The 20,469-nt window shown below is 55.4% G+C and carries 17 protein-coding genes and 2 pseudogenes; 11 read left to right on the forward strand and 8 right to left on the reverse strand.

Going from position 1 to position 20,469, the window contains the following annotated elements:
* Genes yidD through rpmH form a run of 3 tightly spaced genes read right to left on the reverse strand, consistent with a single transcriptional unit; the run spans position 1 to position 794 of the window.
* Positions 1–246 carry a membrane protein insertion efficiency factor YidD gene (gene yidD / locus P2T68_RS00945; RefSeq protein ID WP_077430980.1) on the reverse strand — a complete coding sequence of 82 codons (246 nt, stop codon included), beginning with the start codon at positions 244–246 and terminating at the stop codon, positions 1–3.
* Positions 239–643 carry a ribonuclease P protein component gene (rnpA, locus tag P2T68_RS00950; protein WP_003177079.1) on the reverse strand — a complete coding sequence of 135 codons (405 nt, stop codon included), beginning with the start codon at positions 641–643 and terminating at the stop codon, positions 239–241. Before rnpA ends, yidD begins: the two co-directional genes overlap by 8 nt.
* Before the next feature lie 16 nt (positions 644–659).
* Positions 660–794 (reverse strand): 50S ribosomal protein L34, encoded by a 135-nt coding sequence (rpmH, locus tag P2T68_RS00955; protein ID WP_003213577.1) that lies wholly within the window; start codon positions 792–794, stop codon positions 660–662.
* Between the two features lie 585 nt (positions 795–1,379).
* Here rpmH and dnaA point away from each other — a divergent pair.
* The 8 genes from dnaA (at position 1,380) to istB (ending at position 12,906) form a co-directional block, all read left to right on the forward strand.
* Complete coding sequence (gene dnaA, locus P2T68_RS00960) at positions 1,380–2,900, forward strand: chromosomal replication initiator protein DnaA (protein WP_024072541.1); 1,521 nt, start codon at positions 1,380–1,382, stop codon at positions 2,898–2,900.
* A 38-nt stretch (positions 2,901–2,938) separates the two neighbouring features.
* Entirely contained in the window at positions 2,939–4,042 is a 1,104-nt protein-coding gene (gene dnaN, locus P2T68_RS00965) for a DNA polymerase III subunit beta (protein WP_005783345.1), read from the forward strand.
* Between the two features lie 20 nt (positions 4,043–4,062).
* A complete protein-coding gene (gene recF, locus P2T68_RS00970; RefSeq protein ID WP_024072542.1) occupies positions 4,063–5,166 on the forward strand; it encodes a DNA replication/repair protein RecF in 1,104 nt (367 codons plus the stop codon).
* Between the two features lie 4 nt (positions 5,167–5,170).
* A complete protein-coding gene (gene gyrB, locus P2T68_RS00975; protein WP_024072543.1) occupies positions 5,171–7,588 on the forward strand; it encodes a DNA topoisomerase (ATP-hydrolyzing) subunit B in 2,418 nt (805 codons plus the stop codon).
* An 824-nt stretch (positions 7,589–8,412) separates the two neighbouring features.
* Complete coding sequence (locus P2T68_RS00980; protein ID WP_169912125.1) at positions 8,413–9,051, forward strand: TnsA endonuclease N-terminal domain-containing protein; 639 nt, start codon at positions 8,413–8,415, stop codon at positions 9,049–9,051.
* Complete coding sequence (locus P2T68_RS00985) at positions 9,032–10,507, forward strand: DDE-type integrase/transposase/recombinase (RefSeq protein WP_277378916.1); 1,476 nt, start codon at positions 9,032–9,034, stop codon at positions 10,505–10,507. Before P2T68_RS00980 ends, P2T68_RS00985 begins: the two co-directional genes overlap by 20 nt.
* Positions 10,508–10,610: 103 nt before the next feature.
* Positions 10,611–12,110: an IS21 family transposase gene (gene istA / locus P2T68_RS00990; RefSeq protein WP_115129398.1), complete on the forward strand. Its 1,500-nt coding sequence runs from the start codon at positions 10,611–10,613 to the stop codon at positions 12,108–12,110.
* Positions 12,103–12,906, forward strand: a complete 804-nt coding sequence (gene istB, locus P2T68_RS00995; protein WP_029241171.1) for an IS21-like element ISPsy20 family helper ATPase IstB — start codon at positions 12,103–12,105, stop codon at positions 12,904–12,906. The genes istA and istB overlap by 8 nt, the downstream gene beginning before the upstream one ends.
* A 148-nt stretch (positions 12,907–13,054) precedes the next feature.
* Here the strand turns inward: istB and P2T68_RS01000 are convergent, their stop codons facing one another.
* Positions 13,055–13,177 carry a hypothetical protein gene (locus tag P2T68_RS01000; protein WP_277378917.1) on the reverse strand — a complete coding sequence of 41 codons (123 nt, stop codon included), beginning with the start codon at positions 13,175–13,177 and terminating at the stop codon, positions 13,055–13,057.
* 266 nt (positions 13,178–13,443) lie between these two features.
* Between P2T68_RS01000 and P2T68_RS01005 the strand changes: the two genes are divergently transcribed.
* Complete coding sequence (locus tag P2T68_RS01005; RefSeq protein WP_003253450.1) at positions 13,444–13,665, forward strand: hypothetical protein; 222 nt, start codon at positions 13,444–13,446, stop codon at positions 13,663–13,665.
* 82 nt (positions 13,666–13,747) lie between these two features.
* Here the strand turns inward: P2T68_RS01005 and P2T68_RS01010 are convergent, their stop codons facing one another.
* The 3 genes from P2T68_RS01010 to P2T68_RS01020 are packed head-to-tail and all read right to left on the reverse strand — an operon-like array spanning position 13,748 to position 16,564.
* Positions 13,748–15,202, reverse strand: a complete 1,455-nt coding sequence (locus tag P2T68_RS01010) for a glycosyltransferase family 39 protein (protein ID WP_169912132.1) — start codon at positions 15,200–15,202, stop codon at positions 13,748–13,750.
* Positions 15,196–16,179: a glycosyltransferase family 2 protein gene (locus P2T68_RS01015; protein WP_010951445.1), complete on the reverse strand. Its 984-nt coding sequence runs from the start codon at positions 16,177–16,179 to the stop codon at positions 15,196–15,198. The genes P2T68_RS01010 and P2T68_RS01015 overlap by 7 nt, the downstream gene beginning before the upstream one ends.
* Positions 16,145–16,564: a GtrA family protein gene (locus P2T68_RS01020; RefSeq protein WP_169912133.1), complete on the reverse strand. Its 420-nt coding sequence runs from the start codon at positions 16,562–16,564 to the stop codon at positions 16,145–16,147. Before P2T68_RS01020 ends, P2T68_RS01015 begins: the two co-directional genes overlap by 35 nt.
* 257 nt (positions 16,565–16,821) lie before the next feature.
* Here P2T68_RS01020 and P2T68_RS01025 point away from each other — a divergent pair.
* Positions 16,822–17,742, forward strand: a pseudogene (locus P2T68_RS01025) (LysR family transcriptional regulator); the annotation flags it as partial.
* Between the two features lie 43 nt (positions 17,743–17,785).
* Positions 17,786–18,307, forward strand: a pseudogene (locus tag P2T68_RS01030) (porin); the annotation flags it as partial.
* 75 nt (positions 18,308–18,382) lie between these two features.
* On the opposite strand, the gene P2T68_RS01035 reads toward P2T68_RS01030, so the two are convergent.
* The gene (locus P2T68_RS01035; RefSeq protein WP_169912135.1) at positions 18,383–20,380 is read right to left on the reverse strand and encodes a heavy metal translocating P-type ATPase; all 1,998 of its coding nucleotides are present in this window, start codon (positions 20,378–20,380) and stop codon (positions 18,383–18,385) included.
* Positions 20,381–20,469 lie beyond the last annotated feature (89 nt).

A 20,469-nucleotide genomic window follows, 5' to 3' on the forward strand; every position in this document is an offset into this window, starting at 1 on the left:
TTACTCGGCCATCGAAGAAGAACGGGAGGTAGGGATAGGTGGAACCGGGTCATAACCACCGGGATTCCACGGATGACAGCGGCCTAAACGACGAAAGGCCAGCCAGCCACCGCGCAGAAGACCATGATTTTCTATGGCCTCTAACGCGTAGCAGGAACAACTGGGGTAGAAACGACAGTGGTTGGCCATCAGAGGACTAATGGCATAACGGTAAAACTGGATCGGAACGAGCGCCAGTTTACGCATCAAGGCTGTCTACCCCTACAGTTTCGGTGCTGACTGCTGGTGCTGGCTTGTGGGTACGCGCCAAACGTTTCCAGAGCTTGCCGAAATGCTGAATCAATTCGGGGTTTTCTACGTCCCCCAAGCCTTTGCGCGCGACGATAACAATATCCCAACCAACCAGAGTGTCCTGGTGGAGGCGAAACGATTCGCGCATCAGACGCTTGAGGCGATTGCGCTCAACGGAGAGCTTTACGCTCTTCTTGCCGATCACCAACCCGAGACGGGGGTGATCCAGATCGTTGTTACGCGCAAGGAGCAGGAGATTTTTCCCCGGAACCTTGCCGGTGGGGGAGTCAAAGACTGCCTTGAAGTGCCGGGGGGTAAGCAGGCGCTTTTCCCGACTGAAGTCCTGACTCACCACCAGTACCGGATTATCAAACTGCCAGACGCGCACGACCTTTGGCGCGGCGACGCGACAGGACAGCACGGCCGTTCTTGGTGGCCATGCGAGCACGGAAGCCGTGGGTACGGGCGCGTTTGATGGTGCTTGGTTGGAAAGTACGTTTCATGGCGTTGTTACCTGGTTCGTCCACAACGGGCCGGAATGGCCCCCGTTTTAAGAGACCGGCGATTCTAGAGAAAGCAAGCCTCTAGGTCAATTTCCAACCAGCTTTTCCTTTAATTAGATCTTTGCACGCATCCAGGCCTTTTCTGTCCGCCAGGCTTCCATGGGCAATGCCATAGATATAAAAATAAAGAAGGAAGTTATTTAAAGCTTTTCTGTAAAGCTTATAAAAGCTAGGGAAGCGTTCTTCTGTGGATAACTGCCTTGAGGCCATATTCCACGTGATGTACAGAGAATGACAACACGGGGGAGAAACGGTGCTCTGCCTGTGCTGCGCTGTCGGATAAGCTGTGTGTGGAATGGCTTGTTATCCACAGGCCGGTTACCCACAGACTTTCGACCCCACTTGTACAACGGGCTTAGGTGCGCTTATCCACAGAGCTTATGCACAGACCATCTGTCGCCTTCTTTACGGTTAAGGCATTGATTTTGGCTGGTGTGTGAGCAACCTACATGTGGATAAGTGGGCGGCTGGCCGCTACAATGGCGGCTGTTTTTGCCTCACCGGCTTTCAACTTAGGGGATATCCGTGTCAGTGGAACTTTGGCAGCAGTGCGTGGAGCTTTTGCGCGATGAGCTGCCTGCCCAGCAATTCAACACCTGGATCCGTCCGCTACAGGTCGAAGCCGAAGGCGACGAGTTGCGTGTCTACGCACCCAATCGTTTTGTTCTCGACTGGGTCAACGAGAAGTACCTGAGCCGCGTTCTCGAATTGCTCGATGAGCATGGCAATGGCCTCGCGCCCGTGCTCTCCTTATTAATAGGCAGCAAACGCAGCTCGGCGCCTCGCGCTGCGCCGAATGCGCCGTTGGCAGCGAGTGCCTCGCAGGCACAGTCCGCTGTCGCGCCTGTTAATAACTCGCCAGCACCGGTTGCTCCGACGCCTTCAAAATCCTCGTCGCAGAAAAACGCGCCTATAAATGAAGAGCCGTCCCGCGACAGCTTCGACCCAATGGCAGGTGCCAGCTCGCAGCAGGCCCCGGTTCGCGCGGAACAGCGCACTGTGCAGGTGGAAGGCGCGCTCAAGCACACCAGCTACTTGAACCGCACCTTTACCTTCGAGAACTTCGTCGAAGGTAAATCCAACCAGCTGGCCCGGGCGGCCGCCTGGCAAGTGGCCGATAACCCCAAGCATGGTTACAACCCACTCTTCCTTTATGGTGGCGTTGGCTTGGGTAAGACTCACTTGATGCACGCTGTGGGTAACCATCTATTAAAGAAGAACCCGAATGCCAAGGTCGTGTACCTGCACTCGGAGCGCTTCGTGGCTGATATGGTCAAGGCCCTGCAGCTCAATGCGATCAACGAGTTCAAGCGGTTCTACCGTTCCGTTGATGCCTTGTTGATCGATGACATTCAATTCTTCGCCCGCAAGGAACGTTCCCAGGAAGAGTTCTTTCACACCTTCAACGCCCTGCTCGAAGGCGGCCAGCAGGTCATCCTGACCAGCGACCGTTATCCGAAGGAAATCGAAGGCCTGGAAGAACGCCTGAAGTCGCGCTTTGGTTGGGGCCTGACCGTTGCGGTAGAGCCGCCGGAGCTGGAAACCCGCGTTGCGATCCTGATGAAAAAGGCTGACCAGGCGAAGGTCGACCTGCCCCACGACGCCGCATTCTTCATTGCCCAACGCATTCGCTCCAATGTGCGTGAGCTGGAAGGCGCACTCAAGCGGGTGATAGCACACTCGCACTTCATGGGCCGCGACATCACCATCGAGCTGATTCGCGAATCCTTGAAAGACCTGCTGGCACTCCAGGACAAGCTGGTCAGTGTGGATAACATCCAGCGCACCGTGGCGGAGTACTACAAGATCAAGATTTCCGACCTGCTGTCCAAGCGCCGCTCGCGCTCGGTGGCTCGTCCGCGTCAGGTGGCTATGGCACTCTCCAAGGAGTTGACCAACCACAGCCTGCCGGAAATCGGTGATGTGTTTGGCGGTCGCGACCACACCACGGTCTTGCACGCGTGCCGCAAAATCAACGAACTTAAGGAATCCGACGCGGATATTCGCGAGGACTACAAGAACCTGCTGCGTACACTGACTACGTGATGACACCAGCGCAGCTTATTAAGGCAAGGGACTAGACCATGCATTTCACCATTCAACGCGAAGCCCTGTTGAAACCCCTGCAACTGGTCGCAGGCGTCGTCGAGCGCCGACAGACCTTGCCGGTGCTCTCCAACGTATTGCTGGTTGTCGAAGGCCAGCAGTTGTCCTTGACCGGTACCGACCTGGAAGTCGAGCTGGTGGGGCGCGTCCAGCTCGAAGAGCCTGCCGAACCTGGCGAGATCACCGTGCCGGCGCGCAAGCTGATGGACATCTGTAAGAGCCTGCCCAACGATGCGCTGATCGACATCAAGGTTGATGAGCAGAAGCTGGTGGTCAAGGCCGGTCGCAGCCGTTTTACGCTGTCTACCTTGCCAGCCAATGATTTCCCCACCGTTGAAGAAGGCCCTGGCTCGCTGACCTGCAGCCTGGAGCAAAGCAAGCTGCGCCGTTTGATCGAGCGCACCAGCTTCGCGATGGCCCAGCAGGACGTGCGTTACTACCTCAACGGCATGCTGCTGGAAGTGTCGGAAGGCATCATCCGTGCCGTGGCCACCGACGGTCATCGTCTGGCAATGTGCTCGATGCGTGCTGATATCGGTCAGCCGGACCGTCACCAGGTGATCGTGCCGCGTAAAGGTATCCTTGAATTGGCACGTTTGCTGACCGAACCGGATGGCAACGTCAGCATTGTCCTGGGTCAGCATCACATCCGCGCGACCACGGGTGAGTTCACCTTCACCTCCAAGCTGGTTGACGGCAAGTTCCCGGATTACGAGCGTGTGCTGCCTAAAGGCGGTGACAAGCTGGTCATCGGCGATCGTCAGGCCCTGCGTGAAGCCTTCAGCCGTACCGCGATTCTGTCGAACGAGAAGTACCGCGGTATCCGCCTGCAATTGGCCAACGGCCAGTTGAAGATCCAGGCCAATAACCCGGAGCAGGAAGAAGCGGAAGAAGAAGTGGGCGTCGACTACAACGGCGGTTCGCTGGAAATCGGCTTCAACGTGAGCTACTTGCTTGATGTGCTGGGCGTGATGACCACGGAACAGGTGCGCCTGATCCTGTCGGACTCCAACAGCAGCGCCCTGGTGCAAGAATCCGATAACGACGACTCGGCTTACGTTGTTATGCCGATGCGCCTGTAATCATGCTCAGCAGAAGCTAGATGTCCCTCAGTCGTGTCTCGGTCACCGCGGTGCGCAATCTGCACCCGGTGACCTTCTCCCCCTCCCCACGCATCAATATCCTCCATGGCGCCAACGGCAGTGGCAAAACCAGCGTGCTGGAGGCCATCCATTTGCTGGGGCTCGCCCGTTCATTCCGCAGTGCTCGACTGTTGCCGGTGATTCAATACGAACAACTGGCGTGCACAGTGTTTGGCCAAGTTGAATTGGCTGAAGGTGGGCACAGTAGCTTGGGGATCTCCCGCGATCGTGGCGGGGAGTTTCAAATTCGCATTGATGGGCAAAATGCTCGCAGTGCGGCGCAACTGGCGGAAATCCTGCCGCTGCAATTGATCAACCCAGACAGTTTCCGTTTATTAGAAGGCGCACCGAAGATCCGGCGTCAGTTCCTCGATTGGGGAGTGTTCCACGTGGAACCGCGATTCATGGCCACGTGGCAGCGCCTGCAGAAGGCCCTGCGGCAGCGGAACTCATGGCTGCGGCATGGTACACTTGACGCCGCTTCGCAAGCGGCCTGGGACCGGGAACTGTGCCTGGCCAGCGACGAAATTGATGAATACCGCCGCGCCTATATCAAAGCCTTGAAACCAGTCTTTGAGCAGACCTTGAGTGAGTTGTTGGATCTCGAGGGGCTGACGCTGAGTTACTACCGTGGTTGGGACAAAGAGCGCGAGCTGAGTGCAGTGCTCGCCACGTCCTTGCAGCGGGATCAGCAAATCGGCCATACCCAGGCCGGACCCCAACGGGCTGATTTGCGCCTTAGATTAGGCGCACACAATGCCGCGGACATCTTGTCCCGTGGTCAGCAGAAGTTGGTGGTGTGTGCTTTACGGATCGCCCAGGGGCATCTCGTTAGCCAGGCCAGGCGTGGCCAGTGTATTTATCTGGTGGATGACTTGCCGTCCGAACTCGACGAGCAACACCGCCTCGCGTTATGCCGTTTGTTAGAAGAATTACGCTGCCAGGTTTTTATCACCTGTGTAGACCACGAATTATTGAGGGAAGGCTGGCAGACGGAAACGCCAGTCGCTTTGTTCCACGTGGAACAAGGCCGTATCACCCAGACCCACGACCATCGGGAGTGAAGGCATGAGCGAAGAAAACACGTACGACTCGACCAGCATTAAAGTGCTGAAAGGTTTGGATGCCGTACGCAAACGTCCCGGTATGTACATTGGCGACACCGATGATGGTAGCGGTCTGCACCACATGGTGTTCGAGGTGGTCGACAACTCCATCGACGAAGCTCTGGCCGGTCACTGCGACGACATCAGCATCATCATCCACCCGGATGAGTCCATCACCGTGCGCGACAACGGTCGTGGCATTCCGGTAGATGTGCACAAAGAAGAAGGCGTATCGGCGGCAGAGGTCATCATGACCGTGCTCCACGCCGGCGGTAAGTTCGACGACAACTCTTATAAAGTCTCCGGTGGTTTGCACGGTGTGGGTGTGTCGGTAGTGAACGCTCTGTCTGAAGAGCTGATCCTTACTGTTCGCCGTAGCGGCAAGATTTGGGAACAGACCTACGTCCACGGTGTGCCACAAGAACCAATGAAAATTGTTGGCGACAGTGAGTCCACCGGTACCCAGATTCATTTCAAGCCTTCGGCTGACACCTTCAAGAATATCCACTTCAGCTGGGACATCCTGGCCAAGCGTATTCGTGAACTGTCCTTCCTCAACTCCGGTGTCGGCATCGTCCTCAAGGATGAGCGCAGCGGCAAGGAAGAGCTGTTCAAGTACGAAGGTGGTCTGCGTGCATTCGTTGAATACCTGAACACCAACAAGACTGCGGTCAACCAGGTGTTCCATTTCAACATCCAGCGTGAAGACGGCATCGGCGTGGAAATCGCGTTGCAGTGGAACGACAGCTTCAACGAGAACCTGTTGTGCTTTACCAACAACATTCCACAGCGCGACGGTGGTACTCACCTGGTGGGTTTCCGTTCTGCGCTGACGCGCAACCTGAATACTTATATCGAAGCTGAAGGCCTGGCGAAGAAACACAAAGTCGCCACTACCGGTGATGACGCCCGTGAAGGCTTGACCGCAATTATCTCGGTAAAAGTGCCGGACCCTAAGTTCAGCTCCCAGACCAAGGACAAGCTGGTGTCTTCCGAAGTGAAGACAGCAGTGGAACAGGAGATGGGCAAATACTTCTCCGACTTCCTGCTGGAAAACCCGAACGAAGCCAAGCTGGTTGTCGGCAAGATGATCGATGCGGCACGTGCCCGTGAAGCGGCGCGTAAGGCCCGTGAGATGACTCGTCGTAAAGGCGCGTTGGATATCGCCGGCTTGCCCGGCAAACTGGCTGACTGCCAGGAGAAGGACCCTGCCCTTTCCGAACTGTACCTGGTGGAAGGTGACTCTGCTGGCGGTTCCGCCAAGCAGGGTCGTAACCGTCGCACCCAGGCCATCCTGCCGTTGAAGGGTAAGATCCTCAACGTTGAGAAAGCCCGCTTCGACAAGATGATTTCCTCCCAGGAAGTCGGCACCTTGATCACAGCCTTGGGCTGCGGTATTGGTCGCGAGGAATACAACATCGACAAGCTGCGTTACCACAACATCATCATCATGACCGATGCTGACGTCGACGGTTCGCACATCCGTACCCTGCTGCTGACCTTCTTCTTCCGTCAGTTGCCGGAGTTGATCGAGCGCGGCTACATCTACATCGCCCAGCCGCCACTGTACAAAGTGAAAAAAGGCAAGCAAGAGCAATACATCAAAGACGACGACGCCATGGAAGAGTACATGACGCAGTCGGCCCTGGAAGACGCGAGCCTGCACTTGAACGACGAAGCACCGGGTATTTCCGGTGAGGCGTTGGAGCGTTTGGTAAACGACTTCCGCATGGTGATGAAGACCCTCAAGCGTTTGTCGCGCCTGTACCCTCAGGAGCTGACCGAGCACTTCATCTACCTGCCGGCTGTGAGCCTGGAGCAGCTGGGCGATCATGCCCACATGCAGGATTGGCTGGCTCAGTACGAGGTGCGCCTGCGCACCGTCGAGAAGTCTGGCCTGGTGTACAAGGCCAGCCTGCGTGAAGACCGTGAACGTAACGTTTGGCTGCCAGAGGTCGAGCTGATCTCCCACGGCCTGTCGAACTACGTTACCTTCAACCGCGACTTCTTCGGCAGCAATGACTACAAGACCGTGGTAACCCTGGGCGCGCAACTGAGCACCCTGCTGGACGACGGTGCTTATATTCAACGTGGCGAACGCAAGAAGCAGGTCAAGGAATTCAAGGAAGCCCTCGACTGGCTGATGGCTGAAAGCACCAAGCGCCACACCATCCAGCGATACAAAGGTCTGGGCGAGATGAACCCGGATCAACTGTGGGAAACCACCATGGACCCAGCTCAGCGCCGCATGCTGCGTGTGACCATCGAAGACGCCATTGGCGCAGACCAGATCTTCAACACCCTGATGGGTGATGCGGTCGAGCCACGTCGTGACTTCATCGAAAGCAATGCCCTGGCGGTGTCCAACCTGGACTTCTGATCAGGTTGTAGGTTCACAGAAAAGCTGCACGTTTTCACAAATAGATGACCGGCCGGGCCCGAATCTTAGTCGCCGCCGGTCACCATCAAGCCCGCATTAGCGGGCTTTTTTTTGCTTCCAATTCCTGTGGGCACCCTGCCCCCCCAACGGCTGGTCTGAGGCTGGCCGCCTGCGTATGGATGGTGGAAAGGAAGATCGGGCCCAAGGGCTCGGTGGATGAATCTGTAAGGGAGTAGCGAATGGAGCAAATCTTTAATAGTGCACCGGAATACAAGTAGATTAATTAAATCTGCCTGTATTAATTTAATACATAACAAGAAACTGTAAGAAACACCAAATTGGCTAGTTGGATTAAATGTAGATTTCAATGGGATGTTGGAATAAGATCTATGACTGCATTTTGTAGCTTCCAGATTGGATGTCTACGCGAATCAGACAGTTGAAGCAATAACCTAAGATCAAACAGAAACTGCTGGTGCGGTGACAAGCGTCTTGCTTAGAAAGAAAGAGATCAAGGCGATCTCCGGAAATTCTGATTAGTCATTAAATCCAGACCATTCCAGCAGAAAGTGGAGGCCCAAATGTAGAAAAACGCGACCAAAACCGAGAGGTTCTGACCGCGCTTAGCGAAGCGGACTTGCGACGTAGGAAACCGCAATGTCTGCTTTTTCGAAGCCCCTGTCAATCCTCTCCCATCTTTTCGACCTTAGCGAGGCTACTCGACGGCACAGTGTTGCCTGTCGAAAGGCCTCACTTCGCCTGCCCTGCGCCTTGATTTTTTGGCGCAGCGACGGCGCTCGTTTCGAGATTTTCGGAGGTGTTTCATGACAGTACGAAAGGTGGTCACGCGTCGGTCTAACCACTACCGCGGCTACTTCCCATCGCTCAAAAATAAACTGCCTGTGCCCTGGGAGTCCCAGCTCGAAGGCGCGTTTTATCGGCTTCTTGAGCTGTCTCCTGCAGTCATCGGCTACGTCCCGCAGCCCAGTGAGGAGCGTATTCCATCGCTTCAGGGCTATTTCAAATACTACCCGGACGTACAGGTTTTCCTCGCGGATGGGCGCGAGTGGTGGTTTGAAGTGAAACCTCACGAACGACTGAAGATAGCCAGTGTCAGGCAGCGACTGGATGCAGCTGAGCGCTACTTCAACGCCACCGCTCGTAACTTTTCGGTGGTCACTGAAAGGTTAATTGAAGCTGAGCCCCTGGCTACCAATCTTCGAAGGCTGATGTATCACCGGCGCGGTCCAGAGCTTTCGCATCAGGCGTTGGAGGAGGTAATGGTGGCCTTCAACAAATGGCCGCCTACGACCGTTGCAGATTTGCTCTGCGTGGTTGGTGAGAGGAAAGCCTGGCGCTTGTTAGGCCTTGGGGTGGTGGGCATTGACCTTGATAGGTCAATTGACACTGACTCCCCGGTCTTCCTGCAGGGGGGGCACCGTCATGCAAACCTTTTCCCTTAGGGTGAAATTGGTCGTCATCGTTCGTGGCGTACTGATGGTGCTTGAGAAGAGGCTTATCGACCGGAAGCTGCTCTTCTTCGATGAGCTTGGTGAGCCCACGAAGCTATCCGAGAAGGAGTTCTATGAGGCCTACGAGAAGCGCGAGATCGAGATCTCCGCTGATCAGCCTTATCTCGGGAAGGTTCCGTATGTACGGAACATCCCTCCAGACATCTCATGCTTCCCCAAAAAACATGGGGATGAAGCATTGCGCCGACGCAAGTATCTGGACGACCTAACTAAGCGCGGTAAATACAAGCTGCCGGGTGACGAAGACATGATCAAGACACTTAGAGATATCGCCAAAAAGATTGGGGATGCGTGCGCACCCTCGGTTTCCACCATTCGACGTTGGGCAGCCAAATACATTGGTCAGAACGTAGTAAAGCTGATCCCTCAGCATGCAAAAAAGGGCCGGGCTCCCGCGATACAGGGCGAGCTCGAAGTTATTCTCGAAGGGGTGATTAATAGCACCTACCTGCAGGATACGCTTCCTGCGGTCAGCGTGGTCGTTTCAGAATTTGAGGACCAGATTAAAGAAAGGAACAAAAGTCGTTTGCCCTCGGATCAGCTCAAGATCCCAAGCGGAATGACTGTCCGAAGGTACATCGCCAAGCTGGATCCGTATCTTGTGGATAAGGAGAGGCTTGGAAAACACGCAGCAGACAAAAAGCACCGCGTTGCGGCGGGTGTCCTACGTGTCCATGAGATTTTGGAACGGTGGGAGATTGATCACACGCTATTGGACGTACAGCTTGTGGATGAAACCTCGGGGTTGTGTATTGGGCGCCCCTATCTGACGATCGTCCTGGACCGCTTCTCTCGTATGGTGATGGGATATCTGCTTCACCTGTCGGCGCCAAATACGGAAACCGTGCTTCGTGTGATCGAACGCTCAATCCGTCCAAAGGCTGAACTGCTGAAGCGTTTTCCTAAAGTGAGAAATGAATGGTGGGCACGTGGGCTGCCAGCTCGCATCGTCCCAGACAACGCGGCGGAATTTCACGCGGGTGATCTCATCATGGGGTTCAACGAGTTGGGTATCGAGATCATGTATCCCGCTTCCAGGGCCCCCCAAAGGAAAGGTGCCGTCGAACGCTTTTTCAGCACACAGAACCTGGGGCTTATCCACAACCTCCCGGGCACCACGTTCTCGAATATCCAACAGCGTGGCGACTACGACTCGGAAAAAAATGCATGTTTCACGCTGCCGCAACTGGAGGCGGTGGTAGTGAAATGGATTGTCGATGGTTACCACCAGACACCCCATCGCGGGCTCGCTAATAGGACGCCGGCTCAAGTCTGGGGGACTAGCGAGGCGAACCACGTCATCAGTCTTCCCGTCGACCTGGACTCGTTGGAGTGCATCCTGGCCAAACGCGCTTCGGTGAAAGTTCACCATTACTGTTGCCGCTGACCGAAAACTGACCCAGTAGAGGCTGTTCTGCCGACTGAAAACTGACCCAGGTGTTCAACTGCTTCTGCTCACTTTTTGAGCAGGAGAACACAGGGTGATCAGCATGGAAATGTTGGGAAAAATCCGGCGGATGTACTTCCGCGACAAGCTCTCGCTGCATCAGATAGCCAAGCGTACCGGGCTGTCGAGAAACACCATCCGAAAATGGGTCAGAGCGCCCGAAGCCACTCAGCCAGCGTACCAACGGTGCGCAACCTTCAATAAGCTCAGCCCTTTTCACGAGACCCTGGAGCAGGCGCTCAAGGCCGATTCGTTCCGGCCAAGACACAACCGCAGGAGCGCCAAAGCGCTTTTCGAGCAGATCAAGGCCGAGGGTTACGACGGCGGCTACAGCCAGCTCACGGCGTTTGTCCGCTCTTGGCGAGGGGAGCAAGGCAAGTCTTTACGCGCTTTTGTACCGCTGACGTTTGCTCTCGGTGAGGCCTTTCAATTTGACTGGAGCGAAGAAGGTCTGCTGATCGGTGGTCTTTTTCGACGTGTCCAGGTCTCCCACATGAAGCTGTGCGCCAGCCGCGCATTCTGGTTGGTTGCGTACCCCAGCCAAGGCCACGAGATGCTATTTGATGCCCATACGCGCTCGTTTGGAGCGTTGGGTGGCGTGCCACGTCGCGGCATCTACGACAACATGAAAACGGCTGTCGACAAGGTCAACAAAGGTAAAGGCCGCACGGTCAACGCCCGGTTTTCCGTGATGTGCGCGCACTATCTGTTCGATCCGGACTTCTGCAACGTGGCCTCTGGCTGGGAGAAAGGCATCGTCGAAAAGAACGTGCAGGACAGCCGGAGGCGAATCTGGCTCGATGCTCAAAATTGCATGTTCCATACCTTTGAGGAGCTGAATGTCTGGCTCGGCCAACGTTGCCGGTCGCTCTGGAGCGAACTGGTGCATCCGCAGTACAACGGGCTGACGGTGGCCGAGGTCTTGGAGCTGGAGCAGGTCGAAATGATGCCAATGCCGACGGTATTTGATGGCTACGTCGAGCGTACCGTGCGGGTCTCCAGCACCTGTCTGATCAGCGTGGCGCGAAATCGCTATTCAGTGCCATGTGAGAGAGTCGGCCAGTGGGTCAGCAGCCGTTTGTACCCTTCGCGGATCGTGGTCATTGCCGACGAAACGGTGATCGCCAGTCACGAGCGCCTCTTTGATCGAGATCAGGTCAGTTTTGACTGGCAGCACTACATCCCACTCATCGAACGCAAGCCTGGTGCATTGCGCAACGGCGCGCCATTTGCTGATTTGCCAAAACCGTTACGGCTTCTCAAACGAGGACTGAGGCGTCACACCAACGGTGATCGAATCATGATGCAGGTACTGGCTGCTGTGCCAATTGCGGGTCTCGAACCAGTGCTGGTGGCGGTGGAGCTGGTACTTGAATCGGGAAGTCTGAGCGCCGATCACATCCTCAATGTCGTTGCCCGCCTGACCTCCACCACACCACCTCCCTGTGTAGAAACCAGCCTGCAACTCAAGGTCGCGCCTGTTGCCAATACGGCACGCTACGACCGGCTCCGTGCGACCGATGAGGAGAATCGCAATGCGTGACCTAATGACTGAACTCAAAGAACTTCGCCTGCACGGCATGGCCAGTGCTTGGGAAGAACTGGTCTCTCAAGGAACAGCGTCGACGGCTTCATCGAAATGGCTGCTGGAACATCTGCTTCAGCAGGAACATGCGGATCGCGCGGTACGCTCGGTGAATCATCAGATGAACATGGCAAAACTCCCCATGCACCGTGACTTAGCTGGCTTTGACTTCAGCGCTTCCAGCGCTGATGCCCGGCTGGTCAGCGATCTATCCAGCTTAGCGTTCACTGAAACCGCGCAGAATGTCGTGTTCATCGGCGGCCCTGGAACCGGGAAAACACACCTGGCCAGTGCCTTGGCTGTATCCGGAATCACGGCCCACAACAAACGCGTGCGCTTCTTTTCCACGGTGGATCTGGTGAATCTGCTGGAGCGTGAGAAGTACGATGGCAAGGCAGGGCGAATCGCCCAGGGACTGCTACGAACAGACCTGGTGATACTGGATGAGCTGGGGTATTTGCCCTTCAGTCAAAGCGGCGGTGCCCTGTTATTTCACCTGCTGTCCAAACTGTACGAACACACCAGCGTGGTCATCACCACCAACCTGAGCTTCTCGGAATGGTCGAGTGTGTTTGGCGACGCCAAGATGACCACCGCGTTGCTGGATCGGCTGACACACCACTGCCACATCGTCGAAACGGGCAACGAGTCCTACCGACTACAACACAGCACCTTGGCCGCGCAGACAAAGATCAAGTCACGGGAACGAAAGCGCAAGGACGGAGATGATGTCGAGGACGATGAGCCATTTTGATCCGCACCATAAATGCCCTGCCGCTTGCGGTGGGGCTTGATGGTCTTGAATCGGAACACTGCTGCTAAGCTTATCCACAATTGCTGGGGCAAAAATCAGCAATCCGTCCTGGGTCAATTTTCAATCGGCAGGGTGGGTCAGTTTTAAATCAGCGCCAACAAGCGCTGGAGGTGCGCGTCTGCGAGGTCAGCTCATCGAGCTGGACAGTGAGTTTTTCAGTGCAGCGGCGAAAGTCACCGATAGCAACTGCCCAGGGCTCTATGTCATTCATGGCTATCTCCTAGGGCGGCCAACAACGCCGCGCTGAATTAACGCGCTAGATATCAAAATTGTAATTTAAGAGAAAATTCGAAGTCGCCCTCGACAGTGCCGAGATAGACATGATCCTTCCAGATTTGAAGATTTAACGCATCCTATCTGCAGCCAAAATTACGGAATTGTAATTATTGACTCACCTTGTCGTTAGCTTCGCGTTCCTAAACTACAAACCAACAAAGGCCGCTAATCAGGCAGGCCTAGTATGAACCGAGGTTCACAATGAAATTTGTCAAATCTATCGCTATTGGCAGCCTGCTGCTGGGTCTCATGGGTACCGCTTACGCTGAAGGCGGCTTCGAGCGAGCGAAACAGTTCAACGAGAACTTCCGAACCGAACAGGCTCGCCTATGGAGCGATGACTCTTCGGACCAGAACAAACAACAAGTCGCTCAAGAGCAAAAGAAAGAAAGCAAGGATGGTAAGGAACAAGCCGACAATTAATCGGCGGTTAAATAGGACTTCAAATGACGAAAGCAATCGACAAAAAAGCCAGGGTAAAACCTGGCTTTTTTGTGCATGGAATTTAGCCTTCGTTCTTGCGAAGCGTTCCCACATTGCTTTCTCCAGCCAGACCCTCGGCACCTTGTTCGGTGCGTTTCCAATGGCACAGCAGGAGCTGGCTAGCGTTCGCTTCCGTGATCGCTGTGCAAGCCAGATCAACAGGCATTCCATCCTTGCTATCTCTCAAGCGCCTGGACAGGTAGAACGAGCCATCCCGCGGCCACTTGGCAGGATCCTTGATGTTCTCGGACTTCCCGCTGCTGTAAAACTCCGACGAGTATGAGCGGCGGCCAGGATAGATCAAGGGAGCGGAATGAGCAGACTGCACATTGAGCCAGGCTTGAACCACATCTCGCTGATTTTGAGGGCGCTCCTCTAGTACCCCGGCGTAGATGATGCCCGCACCGATGATTGGCAACACCAATGCGCTCGCAGCGGCAGCCCAGGTGGTCTTCGGGCCAACTTCGCTGACCCGTGCAGACAGCAGCAATGCCCACGCTGGCAGCGCGGGTAGCAGGTAGGTCCACAGAATGTTGCCTGCAAATGTGAAGAAGACCGGTGTCGCCAAGGCCCACAGCCAGAGGTAGGCTTCGAAGCGCTGCATCGATCCACGCTTGCGGATCAACAGTGGTAGAAACAAGGCCCATGGCAGTAGCGACAATCCGAGCTGGATCCAGATGCTGCCGTACGGCTTGGCATGAGCACTACCATAGAGGTCCCCTGCCCAGTTACTGACGACGTAGCGGCTCCAGTGCTCACCAACGAAGAAGTACTCCATGAAGCCGGGCGTTTTCATCTCGGCCGCGACATACCATGGCACGGATATACCGAACATGAGTACAAGGCCGCTAATCCAGGGAAGCCTCAGTACCCGTCCCCATTCCTTGTAGATAACGAACCAGGCAAATGCCGGCGCCCCCATAAGCACCAGGGTCAGCGGCCCTTTGGCAAGCAAGCCCAGCCCGAGACCTGCGAACATCAGGTAGGCATCCGCCTTGCTGGCGTACTTCATCCAACGCCAGAAACCGTAGCTGGCCAGCAGAATCGAAAACGACAAAACAGGGTCAGTCAGCACAACACCGCTGGAGACCAGGCCAAGTGTGGTGCTGGAAAAAATAATGGCAGCCCAGATGCCGGCGTTACGAGAAATCTGCTGCGTGCCGAGTTTGATGATGATGAAACAGCTTGCCAGGTGGAGTAGCCACGCTGGGAAGCGCGCAGCGAACTCGTTAACGCCGAAGACCGTCATGCTCGCGGCCTGGGTCCAGAAGGACAACGGAGGCTTGCCCCAGAACGGTACCCCGTAGTCGAACATGGGCGTGATCCAATCATTCAACTCGACCATCTTGCGAGCCATTTCAGCGTAGCGGGCCTCAGATGTGTCCATCAGCGGGTAGATGCCCAGCCCCACCAAACGCAATAGCAAAATCGAACCCAGGATCCACCACAGCGTCCTCTCCTTCTTCAGGTTCAGCATTTCTTACCCTCGATCGAAGCCATCGAAGGGTGGAGTGACACGGGATCTGCCTTGTTGCTGTGCTTCAGGAAATAGAGAGGCCGGCGCTTCACTTCCGCGAGTGTCACGCCCAGGTACTCCCCCACCATGGCGACACCAACGCACATGAATGAAGCCATTCCGACGATCAGGTGATGGATGTCGAAACTGCCTGCCACAAGCGACGCAAGCATGTAGCAGATGCTGGAGACGAAAAGACCGAAACTGATGAGGCTGAAAATGCGCAGTGGTTTGCGAGAGAAGCTGACGATGCTCTCGATGGCCAGATTGAACAGGCCAGCTGCATTCCATTTGGTGCTCCCGGCATGGCGAACAGTGCGATTGTAGGGCAGTTCGATGGTACGAAAGCCTACCCAGCCGATCATTCCTTTGAGAATCCTGGAGCGTTCATCCAGGGCCCGCAGGGCTGCCAGCGGCGCAGGCCCAATCAATCGGAAATCGCTGACATCGGCCGGCATGTCCACCTTCTCCACCAGGCGCTGCATGACCCAGTAGTAAGCCCGGGCACTCATGCGCTTGAACCACGAATCACCGATTCTCAGGTTGCGCTGCATGTTCACCACGTCGTAGCCGCGTTGCCAGTAGTCCACCATGGCCGCGATGAGCTCTGGTGGGTCCTGCAGGTCGACATCAATGAAGATCAGCGCACTGCCACGGGCATGGTCTATCCCGGCGCTCAGTGCAGCCTCTTTGCCGAAGTTGCGACTCAGGGACAGGCAACGTACAGATGACCCATCCTGATAGTGGCGAAGAATGTCGGCCGTCCGGTCATTACTGCCATCGTCGACATAGAGGATTTCGCAGGAGACGGGCAAGCGCTTCACCACGCGGGTGATGCGCTGGTGGAACTCGGGGATGGTTTCCTCTTCCTGGAAACAAGGGACCACGATGGTTAACAAGGGATCAGGGCGCTCGGGAAAGCGATGTAATGTCTGCATGATTGAATGTCCAAAAACGATGTGCAATGAATCCAAGTGCAGTGAGGCTTAAGGTCACTACGATTTGGGAGATGAGCGGTGACAGATTCGACTTGATGAGGAACCACATACCCACGCCATTGCCGAAGTTTGTGGCTAACGCGACCAGTGCAAACCTGACAGGCTGAAACTTACGAGAGCCATCTGCCACAAAACAGAGCGCCCTATTTCCAATAAAGCTTGCGATTGCGCCAACCATGCCGCCAGAGATACTGGCCAGCAACGGAGTAGCGAATTCTGTCGTAACCAGCACTAGGAACACCACGTAATGGATTCCCGTTGCTATGAAGCCGATCCCCAGATAACGAATTAGTAAGGTAATAAGAGGTGGGTTTTGATTTTCCATGCCCAAAGCCTATGGAGGCAAAGGTGAAAAAATAGTGAACTAAATGTAAATGCGTAATTAGCCGAATCTATATATGATAAGTAATGAGTTGGCGCACTAGGCTAGCACGCTACAATATCAAAGGGATTGCCTGAGGATTACGCTTTTGAAATAAAGGCCTGCCAATAACGCACGCATGACCTGTGCATTACAATGTTGTCAAGATAAGGAAATGTCAGACGACATTGAGCTAGATTCCCCGAATGAAGGGGGATCGAATGGTTACACAAAATGAAACATATACAAGCAGCGTTGTTCCTTACAGTCCTGACATATTGGATGATCTGCCAATTGATGATCAGCTGGCCGTAGAGTTTTTCGCAACAGCACGTTGTGCCAGTTTCAAACAGGCGGCCCGAGGGCTCAATGTGCCAGTGGTAGGCCTTCGCAAACGCTTGGAGAAACTGGAAGAGCACATTGGTGCTCCCGTGTTTGTCTACAAGCACAACAAGCTTGCTCTGACCCGGACAGGCGAGAGGGTCAGCCAGTACCTGTGCCAACTCTTCGGCCCTGAAGGCCTGGGCAAGTCCGGTGAAAAGGAGGTCCCGAAGCTTACCATCGCGATCACAGAGCCAGTACTGAGCGACATCGTGAACCGCGATCTAGTCGCCTACGTGCGCGATCATGCCGAAATGCAGCTGGAAATCCATTCAGAGTGCACAGCGCAGATGCTTTCTGAGTGTGAGGTCGATGTGGGTATCGCTTTCGTGAGCCCAGATGATGAGTGCGCGTTTGATCGCCATCCTACGTATAGGTTTGAACGGCTCGGCCGGATTGGGCACGCGCTGTTCATTTCCAGCCGCTACTCAAGGAGCGTCACCCTTCCAGTAGAGAGCTTGGACTTGCACAACTTCATGCTCGTTGTCCCTTGGGATGAAGAGATCTTGGCGGGCTCACGAAAGTGGGCATCGATAATGGCTGAGCATCAGGGCGGTACCACTCGGGTCAAGAGCTACAACCTATCACGAGGCCTTGTCGTTGGTGGTGCGTGTATTGGAGTACTGCCCGACTACAGCCGAAAATTGGAGAGAAATATCCTACCCGTGCCGGGTTTCTTGGACGACCTGGAGGAGAAAGATGTCTATCTTGTTATCAAATCGAAACTGATACGTAATCCGCAGGTTTTGGAAATTCGAAGATTGATCAAGAAGAGCTTCTTTGATAAGAAGGACTGGCTTGTTCGGTACCAACGGCAACCGCATGCTGTTTGGCGGTGCTGCTGCACAAGATGGCCTGTGGAAGGACGATTCGGTCTGGGGTCTCGAAGGAGCCTGGGCCACCGGCCCGTTCTCGGTGCAAGCGGAATACCTTCGCCGTAAGCTGAAAGCTGACCAGGCCAACAACGACATGAAGGCCTCCGGTTACTACGCCCAGATGGCTTACACCCTGACCGGTGAGCCGCGTATCTACAAGCTTGACGGTGCCAAGTTCGACTCTATCAAGCCAGAGAATAAGGAGCTGGGTGCCTGGGAAGTCTTCTACCGCTTTGACGACATCAAGGTTGAAGACGGCAACCTGGTTACTGCAGCCGATCAGTCGAATGAGCGCAAGGCCAAGAGCCACACTGTTGGTGTGAACTGGTACGTCAACGAGGCAGTGAAAGTCAGTGCCAACTACATCAACGTCCGCACCGACAACAACGAGAATACCGTGGGCGACGACAGCGGCAATGCCATCGTGACCCGCCTGCAATACGTCTTCTAATTACTCACTAGCGGACGAAAAAATCGGGGGCGCTTTTTGCGCCCCCGATTTTTTTCGACCCAATCAAATGAGTTATCACGCGTCTTTGCGGTAGGCCAGCAGGCGCAAAGCGTTGAAGACAACCAACAAGGTGGAGCCCTCATGGATCGCAACAGCAGCACCAATGCTCAAGCCCATGATGGTGGACGGAACCAGAATGGCCACAATCCCCAAACTGACGAACAGGTTCTGGCGGATGATCGATCGCGTGTGACGGCTCAGCCCCACCGCAAATGGGAGTTGCCTGATGTCGTCAGCCATAAGCGCGATATCAGCCGTTTCCAGGGCGACATCAGATCCGGCAGCCCCCATTGCGATGCCAACGCTCGAATTGGCCATGGCAGGGGCATCATTCACGCCGTCACCCACCATGGCCACCCTGGCGCTAAGGCGCAGGTTCTTGATGGCCTTGACCTTGTCTTCCGGCATCAGGTCTCCCCACGCCTCATCTAAGCCAACTTGTTTGGCTACCGCCTCTGCAACGCGGTTGTGGTCCCCAGAAATCATGACCATGCGGTCGATGCCCATCTCTCTGAGTTTCTGGAGTGCCTCTTTGGCACCCTCTCGGGGCGTGTCCAATAGCCCGATAGCGCCCAGATCCTTATCAGCACGACGTACCACCATGGTTGTGCGGCCCGACTGACGCAGACGCTCCGCAGCCTCCAAGGCTGCCTTGCTCAGTGCGGGAATACCGTTGGTACCGAACATCTCGACCTTGCCAATCCAGACGAACTGCCCATCAAGCTCAGCACGCACGCCGCGGCCAATCATGTTGCTCATGTTCTTGGCTTGGAATCGGCGCCTTGTACCAATCATCTCTTCACCGTCACGCACAATTGCCGCAGCCAGCGGGTGGTCGCTCATCGACTCCACAGCGATGGCGACGTTTAGTAAATCCTCAATTTGCGTACCACCTACCGGTATTACATCGGTGATACGTGGGCGCCCTTCGGTCAGGGTACCGGTCTTGTCGAATGCCATGGCATTCAAGGAGCCAAGCTCTTCAAGTGGCGCACCGCCCTTGATCAGCACGCCACCACGGGCTGCCCTGGCGATGCCAGAGAGAATGGCGCTTGGTGTAGCGATCGCGAGCGCGCAGGGGCTGGCTGCAACCAGTACGGCCATCGCCCGGTAGAACGAGTCACGGAACGGCTCGTCAAGGAAAATGCCGGCAAATAGCAGCCCGACTACCAGCAGTAAAACCAACGGGACGAATATGCGTTGGAAGCGGTCCGTGAATCGCTGGGTCGGTGACTTCCTGACTTCGGCTTCACTGACCATCTTGATGACCCGCGCCAAGGTACTTTCCGTAGAGCGCCGTGTTACCTCAACCTCGATGAGCGTTTCGCCATTGATGGTGCCGGCGAAGACTTTCGAGGCTGCATCCACTGCATCTGGCTTGCTGCGTGCGAGTTCGGCATCAGCGACAGGTTGCTTGTCCACGGGGACGCTCTCACCAGTCACTGGCGCCTGGTTGATACTTGAGGAGCCTACGACTACAAAACCATCGGCCGGCAGGCGGTCATTGGGACGCACGATGACAACGTCACCGGGAACCAGCAGCTCCACGGGCATTTCCGCCGTGCCATTTGCTCTGCGTACGATCGCAGTGGCCGGTGCGAGCTTGGACAGTGCCTCAATCGCTTTCTTGGCCCGCCCCATCGCGTAGCTTTCAAGGGAATGCCCCAGACTGAACAGGAACAGCAGCAGAGCCCCCTCCGCCCAGGCGCCAATGCTCGCGGCACCGACTGCGGCGAGAAGCATCAGCGAGTCGATCTCGAAGCGTTTCTGACGGATGTTGGTAACCGCTTCCTTAGTGGTGAACCATCCACCGAACACGTAGGCCGACACATACAGAATCAGAGGCAGACGATCAATCAGGCCAAGTTTTCCTGCGAGAGCTCCGGCACCCAGGAGAGCACCACAGATCAGCGCGAAAATCAGCTCTGTGTTCATTCCAAAAATGCCGCCATGCTCATGGCTATGACCTTCATGCCCGGCTTGGTCATCAGGGCGTTCAAGCAAACTCTTCATAACTCGTCCCTTCTGGGGTCAAGGCTTCCAATTGCCCTCTGCAGTTGGGGAGCCGTCTCTGTTGGTTGGCTAAGATCTATTGCACGGTT

The organism is Pseudomonas sp. G11 (genome assembly GCF_029457515.1).
Classification (GTDB): Bacteria; Pseudomonadota; Gammaproteobacteria; order Pseudomonadales; family Pseudomonadaceae; genus Aquipseudomonas; species Aquipseudomonas gorinensis.

Coding starts and splice junctions, on each gene's coding strand:
- yidD (WP_077430980.1), bottom strand. CDS start 246: ATGCGTAAACTGGCGCTCGTTCCGATCCAGTTTTACCGTTATGCCATT.
- rpmH (WP_003213577.1), bottom strand. CDS start 794: ATGAAACGTACTTTCCAACCAAGCACCATCAAACGCGCCCGTACCCAC.
- dnaN (WP_005783345.1), top strand. CDS start 2,939: ATGCATTTCACCATTCAACGCGAAGCCCTGTTGAAACCCCTGCAACTG.
- recF (WP_024072542.1), top strand. CDS start 4,063: ATGTCCCTCAGTCGTGTCTCGGTCACCGCGGTGCGCAATCTGCACCCG.
- gyrB (WP_024072543.1), top strand. CDS start 5,171: ATGAGCGAAGAAAACACGTACGACTCGACCAGCATTAAAGTGCTGAAA.
- P2T68_RS00980 (WP_169912125.1), top strand. CDS start 8,413: ATGACAGTACGAAAGGTGGTCACGCGTCGGTCTAACCACTACCGCGGC.
- P2T68_RS00985 (WP_277378916.1), top strand. CDS start 9,032: ATGCAAACCTTTTCCCTTAGGGTGAAATTGGTCGTCATCGTTCGTGGC.
- istA (WP_115129398.1), top strand. CDS start 10,611: ATGGAAATGTTGGGAAAAATCCGGCGGATGTACTTCCGCGACAAGCTC.
- istB (WP_029241171.1), top strand. CDS start 12,103: ATGCGTGACCTAATGACTGAACTCAAAGAACTTCGCCTGCACGGCATG.
- P2T68_RS01000 (WP_277378917.1), bottom strand. CDS start 13,177: ATGAATGACATAGAGCCCTGGGCAGTTGCTATCGGTGACTTTCGCCGC.
- P2T68_RS01005 (WP_003253450.1), top strand. CDS start 13,444: ATGAAATTTGTCAAATCTATCGCTATTGGCAGCCTGCTGCTGGGTCTC.
- P2T68_RS01010 (WP_169912132.1), bottom strand. CDS start 15,202: ATGCTGAACCTGAAGAAGGAGAGGACGCTGTGGTGGATCCTGGGTTCG.
- P2T68_RS01015 (WP_010951445.1), bottom strand. CDS start 16,179: ATGCAGACATTACATCGCTTTCCCGAGCGCCCTGATCCCTTGTTAACC.
- P2T68_RS01020 (WP_169912133.1), bottom strand. CDS start 16,564: ATGGAAAATCAAAACCCACCTCTTATTACCTTACTAATTCGTTATCTG.
- P2T68_RS01035 (WP_169912135.1), bottom strand. CDS start 20,380: ATGAAGAGTTTGCTTGAACGCCCTGATGACCAAGCCGGGCATGAAGGT.